This is a genomic window from Comamonas sp. DB36, assembly GCF_057914905.1.
The window spans coordinates 2,729,663-2,741,412 of the sequence record NZ_CP196631.1; the positions used below are offsets into that span (position 1 = coordinate 2,729,663).

General features: G+C 65.4%; 11 protein-coding genes. 8 read left to right on the top strand and 3 right to left on the bottom strand.

Annotated elements, in window-relative coordinates; genetic code table 11:
* Positions 1-265: 265 nt before the first annotated feature.
* Positions 266-1,975 carry a methyl-accepting chemotaxis protein gene (locus ACSVDO_RS12535; protein WP_489592465.1) on the bottom strand — a complete coding sequence of 570 codons (1,710 nt, stop codon included), beginning with the start codon at positions 1,973-1,975 and terminating at the stop codon, positions 266-268.
* On the opposite strand from ACSVDO_RS12535, the gene ACSVDO_RS12540 reads away from it, so the two are divergent.
* A complete protein-coding gene (locus tag ACSVDO_RS12540; RefSeq protein WP_489592467.1) occupies positions 1,968-2,342 on the top strand; it encodes a hypothetical protein in 375 nt (124 codons plus the stop codon). The genes ACSVDO_RS12535 and ACSVDO_RS12540 overlap by 8 nt on opposite strands.
* Positions 2,343-2,487: 145 nt before the next feature.
* Here the strand turns inward: ACSVDO_RS12540 and ACSVDO_RS12545 are convergent, their stop codons facing one another.
* Positions 2,488-3,456 carry a LysR family transcriptional regulator gene (locus tag ACSVDO_RS12545; RefSeq protein ID WP_332539424.1) on the bottom strand — a complete coding sequence of 323 codons (969 nt, stop codon included), beginning with the start codon at positions 3,454-3,456 and terminating at the stop codon, positions 2,488-2,490.
* Positions 3,457-3,652: 196 nt separating this feature from the next.
* On the opposite strand from ACSVDO_RS12545, the gene ACSVDO_RS12550 reads away from it, so the two are divergent.
* The 7 genes from ACSVDO_RS12550 (at position 3,653) to ACSVDO_RS12580 (ending at position 10,551) form a co-directional block, all read left to right on the top strand.
* A complete protein-coding gene (locus ACSVDO_RS12550) occupies positions 3,653-4,663 on the top strand; it encodes a tripartite tricarboxylate transporter substrate-binding protein (RefSeq protein WP_489592469.1) in 1,011 nt (336 codons plus the stop codon).
* A gap of 26 nt (positions 4,664-4,689) precedes the next feature.
* Complete coding sequence (locus tag ACSVDO_RS12555; RefSeq protein ID WP_489592471.1) at positions 4,690-6,117, top strand: M20 family metallopeptidase; 1,428 nt, start codon at positions 4,690-4,692, stop codon at positions 6,115-6,117.
* A 193-nt stretch (positions 6,118-6,310) separates the two neighbouring features.
* Positions 6,311-6,937 carry an ANTAR domain-containing response regulator gene (locus ACSVDO_RS12560; protein ID WP_332539428.1) on the top strand — a complete coding sequence of 209 codons (627 nt, stop codon included), beginning with the start codon at positions 6,311-6,313 and terminating at the stop codon, positions 6,935-6,937.
* 274 nt (positions 6,938-7,211) lie between these two features.
* Positions 7,212-8,456, top strand: a complete 1,245-nt coding sequence (locus ACSVDO_RS12565) for a CmpA/NrtA family ABC transporter substrate-binding protein (protein WP_332539429.1) — start codon at positions 7,212-7,214, stop codon at positions 8,454-8,456.
* A 39-nt stretch (positions 8,457-8,495) separates the two neighbouring features.
* Positions 8,496-9,449: a nitrate ABC transporter permease gene (gene ntrB / locus ACSVDO_RS12570; protein WP_489592474.1), complete on the top strand. Its 954-nt coding sequence runs from the start codon at positions 8,496-8,498 to the stop codon at positions 9,447-9,449.
* Positions 9,446-10,246, top strand: a complete 801-nt coding sequence (locus ACSVDO_RS12575; protein WP_489592475.1) for an ABC transporter ATP-binding protein — start codon at positions 9,446-9,448, stop codon at positions 10,244-10,246. Before ntrB ends, ACSVDO_RS12575 begins: the two co-directional genes overlap by 4 nt.
* A gap of 95 nt (positions 10,247-10,341) precedes the next feature.
* Positions 10,342-10,551: a hypothetical protein gene (locus ACSVDO_RS12580; protein ID WP_332539432.1), complete on the top strand. Its 210-nt coding sequence runs from the start codon at positions 10,342-10,344 to the stop codon at positions 10,549-10,551.
* A 193-nt stretch (positions 10,552-10,744) separates the two neighbouring features.
* Here the strand turns inward: ACSVDO_RS12580 and ACSVDO_RS12585 are convergent, their stop codons facing one another.
* Complete coding sequence (locus ACSVDO_RS12585) at positions 10,745-11,713, bottom strand: LysR family transcriptional regulator (RefSeq protein WP_489592478.1); 969 nt, start codon at positions 11,711-11,713, stop codon at positions 10,745-10,747.
* Positions 11,714-11,750 lie beyond the last annotated feature (37 nt).

The window sequence follows — 11,750 nt, forward strand, 5'->3', positions numbered from 1 at the left end:
GCGTTGATGCGGACCACGCCGGCCCCGGGACCGACGATCTCCTCGCGGTCGATGCGCATCGCGAAATGGGTGTCGGTGTCCCGATGAAGCCATGGCCAGTGGGGCGTGCGCGCGCCCGGCGCATGCGCCTGGCCAACCAGGCCCGGGATGGCAAGCTGATGGCCGCCCGCGCTTCACGCAGCAACTGCGCCAGCCGGAAAGATCCTTTCGGGGGGCCGCCGGGACGCGCTGCCGGCTGCAAGATGGCAGGTGGGAATGCCAATGGCTAAAAAGTTTCCCAATCCGCCTCATTGGCCGTGGAGGCTGTCGGCGCGGCTTTGACCATGGGGACGGGAGCGGCAGCCGCAGGAGATTTTTTCACCCATGCCGCCGTTTTTGCCGCGGGGAGTCGTGCAGCAGGGGCTTTGGTCGCGGCGACGTCAGTTACTGCCGAGGCCGTGGAGGCGTCCAGCATCTGGTGCTGAACGTAGTGGCTGCCGCCATCGCTCAGCTTGAACACGGACACCACTTGCACCAGGTCGCGGGACTGGGATTTGAGGCTGCCGGCCGCAGCGGCCATCTGCTCCACCAGCGCCGCATTCTGCTGGGTGACCTTATCCATCTGCATGACAGCTTCACCGACTTGCGAGACGCCGGCACTCTGCTCCAGGCTGGCGGCACTGATTTCGCTCATGATGTCGGTGACGCGGCGTATGGAGCTCACCACCTCTGCCATGGTCTCTCCCGCCTTGTCTACCAGCGTGGTCCCTTGTTCCACCCGCTGCACGCTCGCGCCTATCAGTGTCTTGATCTCTTTGGCCGCTTCGGCCGATCGCCCGGCCAGGGAACGTACTTCGCTGGCCACCACCGCAAAGCCGCGCCCCTGCTCGCCAGCACGCGCGGCCTCCACGGCAGCATTGAGGGCCAGAATATTGGTCTGGAAGGCAATGGCATCGATGACGCCGATGATGTCGCCGATTCGGCGGCCAGACTCGTTGATGCCCTTCATGGTTTCCACCACTTGCCCCACCACCTCACCACCCTGGGTCGCAACCTGGCTGGCATTCACGGCCAGCTGGTTGGCCTGGCGAGCGGACTCGGCATTTTGCCTGACCGTGGAGTCAAGTTCTTCCATGGAGGCCGCGGTTTCCTCCAGCGCACTCGCCTGGCTTTCGGTGCGAGCCGAGAGATCCTGGTTGCCCTGGGCGATTTCCGAACTGGCCGTGGCAACGCCATCCGCACCCTGGCGCACGCGCGATACCACTCTTGCCAGACTGTCGCGCATGGCCACCAGGGTGTGCAGCAATGCCGCCACCTCGTCCTTGCCAGTGATCGCCACCGGCACGCTCAGGTCGCCAGCTTCAATCGCACGCGAAAGGTCTTCGGCCTGTTTCAGCGAACGCACCAGCCCGGCAATGAGGAAATAGCCAAAGCTGACGGCGAACAGCAGGCCCAGCACGATGGATGCCGTGGAATACATGCGCACAGCATCGTAGCGCTCCACCGCCCCAGCGTATTCCGACTTGGCCACGTCGAGCTGCAGCTGGATCAACGCATCCAGTTCGTCTTTGGCAGGAGCATATATCGCCGGCAACACCTTGGTAGACAGGCGCTGGCTCTCCTGGATATCGGCCGCGCGCAAGGCCGCCACTGCGGGCTTGAGCCCTTCCCGGACGTACGTGCCGCGGGCTTGGGCAAACTTCTTGGCAATCCCGGCCTCCTGCTGCGTGAGGTAGCTGGCCATGTACTCATCCCAAAGCTTGGTGATCTTGCCAATATTGGCATCGACCGACGTGGTGAGCTGATTCACCACCTCCGGGCTGGGATCCAGCGTTGCAGCGCTGACCAAATAGGCATTGGTCATCATCAAACTTTGGATCTGTCCCAACTGACCCAAGGCCACGGTGCGATCTTCGTACACCGTTTTCAGACCCTCATTGCTGCTCCCCATCCCGCGCAGGCCGAGCAGACCGATGCCCAGAAGCAGCATGGACATCACGCCCACCAGCAAGATCAACCGCGTTGAAATCTTCATTCTTGAGCCCCTTGCGCAGAAAGATACATTTGGAATTGTCAGCAATGCCATGCCACGGCGCATGGCATTTTTTGCAAATTTTTTCCGAGAGAACGAACAGTTGGATGGGCCTCCACGCCAACCGTCGCTGCAAAGCAGCCCAAGCAATCTTGATGCCAACGGCGACCAGCGAGCGGTTGCAGCATCAGCGCTGCGGCGTTGCTTTCGCCTTCGTGAACGCCAGGCTTTGCGTGCCGCGCGTCGCAGAGCGGCCGCGCCGCCGGGATCACCGAAGATCGTGTCGCCGCGGCCGGCCGCGAGCGTAACGAGCAAGGGTCTGGCGCCGTAGCGCGCGGTGCAAGCTTCAGGCGGCACTGGATTTTCACACGCAGATGCCATGGCGGGCTGGAAAATCCTTCGGGGATATGCGGATGCGGCAAAAAACCACCGCTGCAGGGCGACAAGCAAGACCTCGCCATGCTGCGCGAGAAGCGCTACAAGATCCCCGGCCTGCGCCACAGCCGGAGCATTTCGCCCAGCAGTTGCGGCGCGGCTTCGCGCGCGAACACCACGCCCAGCGGCGGCAGCGCCGACTGGAAGCTGCCCGGCTGCAGGTCGAGCACCGCGAAGCGCGCACCGCGGCCGTCCGGCCCCAGGTGGTCGACAATGCTGCGCGGCATCAGCGACACCGCCTGCGGCTGGCCCAACAGGCCTTCGAGCACCGACAGCGACATGGTGGCCACGGGAAACCATTGCGCCTGCGGCAGGCGGCTCAGGATGTCGCGCTCGAAGATATCGCGCACGGCGATATTCGCAGACGGCAGCACCCAGCGCGCGCTGTCCAGATCGGAAAGCTGCAGTTGCGGCCGGCCCACGAGCGGATGCGCATGCGAGGCGACCACAACGGCTTCGTCGCCCAGCAGCGGCTCGAACTCGAACGCATCGGGCAGCAAGCCGGGCGCGCGGCAAAACAGCGCGTCGAGTCCACCGCTGATCAGCTGCGGCAGCAGCCGCAGCGCCGAGCCCTCCTGGACATCGATATGCACCAGCGGATGCAGCCCGTAGAAACGCGTGAGCAGTTGCGCCAGTATGGCCTGCGCGGCCGCGGGAATGGTGCCCAGGCGCAGCGCCGCCGAGGCACCCATGCGGATTGCGGCCAGCGTCTGCGCGGCTTCTTCCAGCTCGGTCATCACGCCGCGCGCGGCGTCGGTCAGCGCCTGACCGGCCAGCGTGGGCCGCATGCCGCGCGCATGGCGCTCGAACAACCGCATGTCGAGCACGCGTTCGAGTTCGGCCAGCGCCTGCGTGGCCGCCGACTGGCTCATGTGCAGGTGGGCAGCCGCGCGCACGATGGAGCCGCACTGGGCCAGCGCTAGCAGCAGCTGCAACTGGCGCAGCCGGCCCTGCTTGGCGAGCCGGGAAAACAGCACTTGGCCTTCGGGGCCGTTCTCGGGGAGATTCACGGGAGCACGATAAAAGCGGTTCTGGCCTCCATTCTGAACGCAAACCTGGGCCAGGAGCTATCGGCAATGCTTATGGCTACCCCCTGTTTCGGTGAGCCCGGCGCACGGCTTTTTTTCTATAGTTCATGTCTTGCCTGCATGACCTGACTACCGGTTGTGCATGTTGCCGCGTTTCGCCCGTCCAAAGGAAAGTTCCATGAGCGCCCTGTCCCGCCCCACCCAACGCCTGTCGCTGCAATGCCTGGGCGCCGTCACCTTGAGCACGCTGTGCGCTGCGCTGCCGCTGGGCGCACAGGCGGCCGACAACTATCCGAGCAAGCCCATCAAGCTGATCGTGCCGTTCGCGGCGGGCGGCTCCACCGATATCGTGGCGCGCGTGCTGGCCGAAGGCATGCGCAGCACGCTGGGCCAGCCCGTGGTCGTCGACAACCGCGGCGGCGCGGGCGGGCTCATTGGCACCGAAGCCGTGGCCCAGGCGCCGGCCGATGGCTACACCGTGGGCATGGCCACCGTCAGCACCATGACCATCAACCCGCTGCTCTACACCCGCGCCCAGGGTCTGGGAGCCAAGCTGCTGCCCGTCGCCAACCTCGTGACCATGCCTTCGGTGTGGATGGCCCACCCCAAGATGGGCGTGAACAATTTCCCCGACTTCCTGGCCAAGATCCGCGCCCAGCCCGGTGCCTTCAGCGCCGGCGTGCCGGGCGTGGGCACGCTGGGCCATCTGATGCTGGCGGCGTTCAACGACACCATGAAGACCGACATCCAGATCGTGCCCTACCGCGGCAACGGCCCGGCGCTCAATGACGCGCTTGCCGGCCAGGTGCAGGTCATGACCGATCAGCTGCCTTCGGCGCTGCCGCAGATCAAGGGCGGCAAACTGATTCCGGTCGCGCTGTCGGCGACGGCGCGCTCGCCCGATCTGCCCAACGTGCCGACGTTCAAGGAACTGGGCTACGACGACCTGAACGCGCTGGGCATCAGCTGGTTCGGCATCGTCGTGCCCAAGAACACGCCCGCGGCCACGGTGAAGAAGCTGCAGGATGCGGCGGTGAAGGCCGCCCACCTGCCCGACGTGCAAAAGCGCCTGCAGGCGCTGGGCGCGCAGGCCACCGAAATGGACCAGAGCAAGTTCCCCGCGCAGATCGCGGCCGACATCCAGCGCAACAAGGCCCAGCTCGACAAGGCCGGAATCCAGCCCGAATGACACCGCAGCGCCAGGAGACAACGCACATGACCGCAATCCACCAACTGCAGGATTTCTTCACGCGCGAGACCCCGCGCATGACCGCGCTCGCCGACCAGATCTGGTCGCTGGCCGAGCTGCGCTACGCCGAGATGTCGTCGGCCCAGCTGCACATCGATGCGCTGGCCAGCGCGGGCTTTCGCATCACGCGCAATGTCGCCGGCATTCCCACGGCCTTCGTGGCCGAATGGGGCGACGCGGGCCCGGCCATTGCGTTCCTCGGCGAATACGACGCGCTGTCGGGCCTGAACCAGCAAAGCGGCGCGCTGGTCTGCACGCCCTCGGTCGACAGCCCGGGCCTGGCGGGCCACGGCTGCGGCCACCATCTGCTGGGCACCTCGGCGCATTTCGCGGCCATCGCGCTCCAGGCCCATCTGCAGGCCAGCGGCCAGAAGGCGCGCATCCGCTACTACGGCTGCCCCGCCGAGGAAGGGGGCTCAGGCAAGACCTTCATGGCGCGCGCGGGCGTGTTCGATGATGTCGACGTCGCGCTCACTTGGCACCCCGCGAGCTTCACGGCGGTGTTCAGCCAGAACACGCTGGCCAACATCCAGGCCAAGTTCATCTTCCACGGCAAGGCCTCTCATGCCGCGCATTCGCCGCACCTGGGACGCAGCGCGCTGGACGCCGTCGAGCTGATGAACGTGGGCGTCAACTACCTGCGCGAACACATGCCTTCGGACGCGCGCGTGCACTACGCGGTCACCGATTCGGGCGGCATGTCGCCCAATGTGGTGCAGGCGCGCGCCGAAGTGCTCTACCTGATTCGCGCCGGCCGCAACCACGAGGCCGCCGAACTCTACGAGCGCGTGAAGAACGTCGCGCGCGGCGCGGCGCTGATGACGGATTGCCGCCTGGAGATCGTGTTCGACAAGGCCTGCTCCAACCTGCTGCAGAACACCACGCTCAGCCAGGTGATGTACGCGCAGATGCAGGCGCTGGGCCAGCTGCAGCTCGATGAGCGCGAGCAAAAGCGTGCCAGCGACTTCCAGGCCACGCTGGACCCGAACGACCTCGACTCGGTGAGCCGCCCGCTGGCCGCGGTGCTGCGCGGCAAGGTGCCGGCGGTGTTCGAAGGCCTGGCGCCCTATGACCCCAAGGCGCAGGAGACCATGTTTGGCTCCACCGATGTGGCCGATGTCAGCTGGATCACGCCCACGGTGCAGGCCTGGGTCGCCTGCTATGCGTTCGGCACGCCGCTGCACTCCTGGCAGATGGTCTCGCAAGGCCAGTCGGGCCTGGCGCACGCGGGCATGGTGCATGCGGCCAAGGTGCTGACCGCGACCGCGGTGGAACTGATTGCCAACCCGGCGCTGATTGCCGCGGCCAAGGCCGAGCTGCTCGAGCGCCGCCAGGGCCAGCCCTATGCCTGCCCGATACCGGCGGATGTGCCGCTGCCGTTTTTGCGCAAGTAGGAGCACGCCTTTCGCACTGCTGTTGTCACCGGGCCGCCATTTTGAGGACAGGACGTTCATGGTTCGACAGGCTCACCATGAACGGTTTCCCCGTTGATCCCGCGGCCCCGTCGAACCATGAACGTACAGCTTAGAGTGCCTGTGCGGGACCTGTTTCGGCACAAAATGGCACTTTTCTTGCTTGTGTCATTGCATGAGCCATCCCCTGCGCATCGTGGTCATTGTTCCGGATCTGGCCCTGCTGGACGAGCAGGAAGAGCATGTGCGCCTGCAGCTCGAACGCTCGCGCTCGCTGCGCGTGGGGCTGCTCGAAGCGCAATATGACATCGTTGCCACGCTGCCCGCCGATGTATTTCTCAGCGAGCGCATTGCCCAGCTGCGCCCCGATCTGATCATCGTCGACACCGAAAGCGAAGCCCGCGACGCGCTCGAACATGTGGTCATGGCCACGCGCGACGAGCGCCGCCCCATCGTGCTGTTCACCAACGACCCCGACACCACCCATGTGCGCGACGCCGTGGCCGCGGGGGTGTGTGCCTATATCGTCGAAGGCCTGGCGCCGCAGCGCATACGCCCCATCCTGCAGGTGGCGATGGCGCGCTTCAAGCATGAGCAGTCGCTGCGCGCCGAGCTGCAGGATGCGCGCGACGAGCTCAAGGACCGCAAGACCATTGACCGCGCCAAGGGCATTCTGATGGAGCGCCAGGCGCTGAGCGAAAAGCAGGCCTACGACCGGCTGCGCAAGCTCGCGATGGACAAGGGCATCAAGATGGTGCAGATCGCCCAGCGCATGATAGACGCGGCCGAACTTCTGGGCTGAATGCCCCGATTCAGCGCAGGCGCACAGAAATGGCGCGCGGCCCAGGCCCCGGCCACCGGCGATTCGCGCCGCTTCCTTGGGAAAACAGTAAAAGCTCAGCTGGCACGGAAGCTGCTTAGAAAGAAACAAGGTCAACGAAGACCCCACCGACAGGCAATCAACGACTGATTGCCCGTCACCGGACAAAGGCGTCCCCATCACTGCACGTACAGCCCATGGCTTGCGCGCAGGATGCGGGCGCCTTTTTTTTCGCCACTTTTTGCCGAGACTGCATATGCCCGACCTGATGAAAACCGGACTTCCGCGCCGCACCGTTCTCCAAGCCGCCGCCGTGGGTGCCGCCGGCATCTCCCCTGCCCTGCGCGCGCTGGTCCATGCCCAGGGCTCCGATGCACCGGAGAAAAAGGAAGTCAAGATAGGCTTTATTCCGCTCACGGATTGCGCCAGCGTGGTGATGGCTTCGGTGCTGGGCATAGACAAGAAATACGGCATCAAGATCATTCCCACCAAGGAAGCGAGCTGGGCCGGGGTACGCGACAAGCTGGTCAACGGCGAACTCGACTGCGCCCATGTGCTCTACGGTCTGGTCTACGGCGTGCACTTGGGGCTGGGCGGCCCCAAGAAGGACATGGCCGTGCTGATGAACCTGAACAACAACGGCCAGGCGATCACGCTGGCCAAGAAGCTCGCCGACAAGGGTGCCGTGAACGGCGCGGGCCTGGCCAAGCTGATGGCCAGCGAGAAGCGCGAATACACCTTTGCCCAGACCTTCCCCACGGGCACGCATGCCATGTGGCTCTACTACTGGCTCGCGGCCAACGGCATCAACCCCATGAAGGATGCCAAGGTCATCACCGTGCCGCCGCCGCAGATGGTGGCCAACATGCGCGTCGGCAACATGGACGGCTTTTGCGTGGGCGAGCCCTGGAACCACCGCGCGATCATGGATGGCATAGGCGTCACGGCCGCCACCACCCAAGAAATCTGGAAGGACCACCCCGAGAAGGTGCTGGGCACGACGGCCGAGTTCGCCGACAAGTACCCCAACACCGCGCGCGCCGTCACCGCCGCCATTCTGGAAGCCGGCCGCTGGATCGATGCCAGCCTGGCCAACAAGAACCAGATGGCCGAGACCATTGCCGCCAAGTCCTATGTGAACACCAGCGTCGACGCGATCAACCAGCGCATCCTGGGGCGCTACCAGGACGGCATGGGCAAGACCTGGGACGATCCCAACCACATGAAGTTCTACAACGAGGGCGCTGTGAACTTCCCCTACCTGTCTGACGGCATGTGGTTCCTCACCCAGCACAAGCGCTGGGGCCTGCTCAAGGACCATCCCGACTACCTGGGCGTGGCCAAGGCCATCAACCGCACCGCCCTCTACAAGGAGGCGGCCACGGCCTCCAAGACGCCGCTGCCCAAGAGCGAGATGCGCAGCAGCAAGCTGATCGATGGCGTGGTCTGGGACGGCACGCAGCCGCAGAAGTACGCCGACAGTTTCAAGATCAAGGCCTGACGCCAGCGCCCGGCCCCCGGTTTCAACGGAAGAAGCACGATGAACACACATACTTTGTCGCCCAGCGCCGCGGCGCTGGGCGCGCCCCACGCCCGCCCGCACGAGAGCGCCGAACCCGTGGCGGAAATTGCACTGCCCGCGGCCGGACATGCGGCCCATGCCGTGGCCGCAAGACCGGCCGGCGCCCGGCCGCCAGGCCCGCTGGCGCTCAAGGCCCAGGCGCTGGTGAAGGCGGCCGTGCCGCCGCTGCTGGGACTGGCGCTGCTGGCGCTGGCCTGGACCGGCATTTCCATGGCCACCGGCGCGAGCATTCCCGGGCCGGCCGCGACCTTTGACCAGGCCGTCAAGCTGTTCAGCGACCCGTTCTACAGCAACGGCCCGAACGACCAGGGCGTGGGCTGGAACGTGCTGGCTTCGCTGGAACGCGTGGCCATAGGCTTTGGCCTGGCGGCGCTGGTCGGCATTCCTGCGGGCTTTCTGATCGGGCGCTTCAAGTTCCTGTCGAAGATGTTCAACCCCATCATCAGCCTGCTCAAGCCGGTGTCGCCGCTGGCCTGGCTGCCCATAGGCCTGCTGGTGTTCAAGGGCGCGAATCCCGCGGCCATCTGGACCATCTTCATCTGCTCGATCTGGCCCATGGTGATCAACACCGCCATAGGCGTGCAGCGCGTGCCCCAGGACTACATGAACGTGGCGCGCGTTCTCAACCTGTCCGAATGGAAGATCGCCACCAAGATCCTGCTGCCCTCGGTGTTGCCCTACATGCTGACCGGCGTGCGCCTGGCCGTGGGCACGGCCTGGCTGGTGATCGTCGCCGCCGAGATGCTGACCGGCGGCGTGGGCATAGGCTTCTGGATCTGGGACGAGTGGAACAACCTCAACGTGATGAACATCATCATCGCCATCGGCGTGATCGGCATCGTGGGTCTGGCGCTGGAGCTGCTGCTGGTGCAGATCGCCAAGGCATTTACTTATGAAGAGGTGAAGTCATGAGCGACAAATTCATTGAACTGCAAGGCATCTCGCAGAGCTTCAAGACCGCCAAGGGCCTGTTCCTGGCGCTGGAGAACATCGATCTGCGCATTGCCAAGGGCGACTTCGTCGCGCTGATCGGCCACTCGGGGTGCGGCAAGTCGACGCTGCTCAATCTGATTGCCGGCCTGACCACGCCCAGCAACGGCGTGCTGCTGTGCGCCAACCGCGAGATCCAGGGCCCGTCGCCCGAGCGCGCCGTGGTGTTTCAGAACCATTCGCTGCTGCCCTGGCTGACCTGCTACGAGAACGTGCACCTGGCCGTGGAGCGGGTGTTCGCGCAAAAGGAAAGCAAGGCCCAGCTCAAGGAACGCAGCGACGCGGCGCTGGCCCTGGTGGGCCTGGGCCATGCGCGCGACAAGCGCCCGGGCGAGATCTCGGGCGGCATGAAGCAGCGCGTGGGCATTGCGCGCGCGCTGTCGATGGAACCCCAGGTGCTGCTGATGGACGAGCCGTTCGGCGCGCTGGACGCGCTCACGCGCGCTAAGCTGCAGGACGAGCTGCTGGAGATCGTCGCGCGCACGCGCAGCACCGTGGTGATGGTGACGCACGATGTCGACGAGGCCGTGCTGCTGTCCGACAAGATCGTGATGATGACCAACGGCCCGGCCGCGCGCATAGGCGAAATTCTCAGCGTCGACATCGCCCGCCCGCGCAGGCGCGTGGAGCTGGCCAGCGACCCCGAGTACCTGCGCTGCCGCCAGGCGGTGATGGATTTTCTCTACACGCGCCAGGCGCATGTGGAAAAAGCCGCCTGAAGCGCCGGAGCATCACGGGACGGCGGTATATTGGAGCTCAGGCCGTACAGCGCAAGCTGACGCGGCATCCTTGCAATTCGAGAACCGCCGATCCCATGAAAACCATTGACGAAATGCTGCACCTGGATCTGCTGACGCCCGAACAGCACCACGAGATCGGCGCCTGGATCGCCCAGGCCGACACACCCGAGCAAATACTCAAGATGCCCTCGGAGCTATGGACGGCCATGGAGCGCGCCAGCGAAGTCATGGGAATCGACAAGGACCTGCTACGCCCGCCGGCGCTCGATGCGATGGGGCTGTAAGCCGCGCTTCTTGCCCGCCTGAGGAAACTGCGAGCCTCAAAATCCCGTTCGTCCTGAGCCCGTCGAAGGATGAACGGCCTGTCCTCAAGCCAGCAGCGCGTTCCGGCATTCCCGTTCGTCCTGAGCTTGTATTCCCGTTCGTCCTGAGCTTGTCGAAGGATGAACGGCCTGCGCTCAAGCTCAGCGCAGCCGTTTAAACGTCCTGACCCTGCCGCGAAAGAATCGCCTGCCTCAGCCCATCGATCAGATCGACCTTGGGCGAATTGCGCAGCCAGGCCAGGCCCACGGGCGGCAGGCTCCAGGGCAGCGGCTGCTCTAGCACCTGCGCCGCGCCGCCCACGCACACCGCCTGGGCAATGTCGTCGGGCAGCACCGTGATGCCGCGCGGCAGATTGCGCAGCGCCGACGCAATGGTGCGCACCGCATAGGCTTCGAGCGTGGGCACGGGCACGCGCCGCCCGGCCGCCGAGAAGATCGCGTCGATCATGCCGCGTATCGGCGTATCGGCCGGCGGGAATATCCAGTCCATTTCCGACAGCTTGGCAATGTCCACTTCGGGGTAGCGTGTGAGCAGCGCCGCGCTGGGCTGGGCCACGACCAGGCGCGGCTGCTGCTGGTACAGCAGCACCTGCTCGATCGCCTCGTCCCCCGGCATGCCCTGGTCGTTCTGTGAAAAGCGGCAGATCGCGCAGTCCAGCGTGCGCGCGCGCAATGCGGCAAACAGATTGCCGGTCACATCCTCCATCGACACCGTGGCAATCCTGGGACGCAGCGAGAACAGATAGGACCAGGTGCTGTCGAGCACGCGCGTGGACGCATAGGGCAGCACGCCCACGCGCAGCCGGCCCTGGCGCCCGGCGCGCACGCCGTCGAGCTCGATCAGCAGTTCGTCGTTCTCGGCAATCGCATACGCCGCGCGCGCAATCACCACCCGGCCCGCGGCCGTGGGCTCCAGGCCGCGCCCGGTGCGCTCGAACAGCACGGCATCGAAGATGCCCTCGATGTCGGCCAGCGCGCGCGTGACCGTGGGCTGGCTGCTGCCGAGGATTTCGGCGACGCGCGTGATCGAACGGTAGCGGTCCAGCGCGACCAGCAGCCGGTAGTGGCGCAGCTTGAGGCGCGCGTCGATCGCGCGCTCTACGTCGGGAAGGGAATGGGGCATGAACGAACTATAGCCTGCAATGCATGGGTCGATGCAA

Bases quoted from the DNA above. Each gene is read 5' to 3' on its own strand.
- ACSVDO_RS12540 (WP_489592467.1), top strand. From the start codon at position 1,968: ATGGACATCACGCCCACCAGCAAGATCAACCGCGTTGAAATCTTCATT.
- ACSVDO_RS12535 (WP_489592465.1), bottom strand. From the start codon at position 1,975: ATGTCCATGCTGCTTCTGGGCATCGGTCTGCTCGGCCTGCGCGGGATG.
- ACSVDO_RS12550 (WP_489592469.1), top strand. From the start codon at position 3,653: ATGAGCGCCCTGTCCCGCCCCACCCAACGCCTGTCGCTGCAATGCCTG.
- ACSVDO_RS12555 (WP_489592471.1), top strand. From the start codon at position 4,690: ATGACCGCAATCCACCAACTGCAGGATTTCTTCACGCGCGAGACCCCG.
- ACSVDO_RS12560 (WP_332539428.1), top strand. From the start codon at position 6,311: ATGAGCCATCCCCTGCGCATCGTGGTCATTGTTCCGGATCTGGCCCTG.
- ACSVDO_RS12565 (WP_332539429.1), top strand. From the start codon at position 7,212: ATGCCCGACCTGATGAAAACCGGACTTCCGCGCCGCACCGTTCTCCAA.
- ntrB (WP_489592474.1), top strand. From the start codon at position 8,496: ATGAACACACATACTTTGTCGCCCAGCGCCGCGGCGCTGGGCGCGCCC.
- ACSVDO_RS12575 (WP_489592475.1), top strand. From the start codon at position 9,446: ATGAGCGACAAATTCATTGAACTGCAAGGCATCTCGCAGAGCTTCAAG.
- ACSVDO_RS12580 (WP_332539432.1), top strand. From the start codon at position 10,342: ATGAAAACCATTGACGAAATGCTGCACCTGGATCTGCTGACGCCCGAA.
- ACSVDO_RS12585 (WP_489592478.1), bottom strand. From the start codon at position 11,713: ATGCCCCATTCCCTTCCCGACGTAGAGCGCGCGATCGACGCGCGCCTC.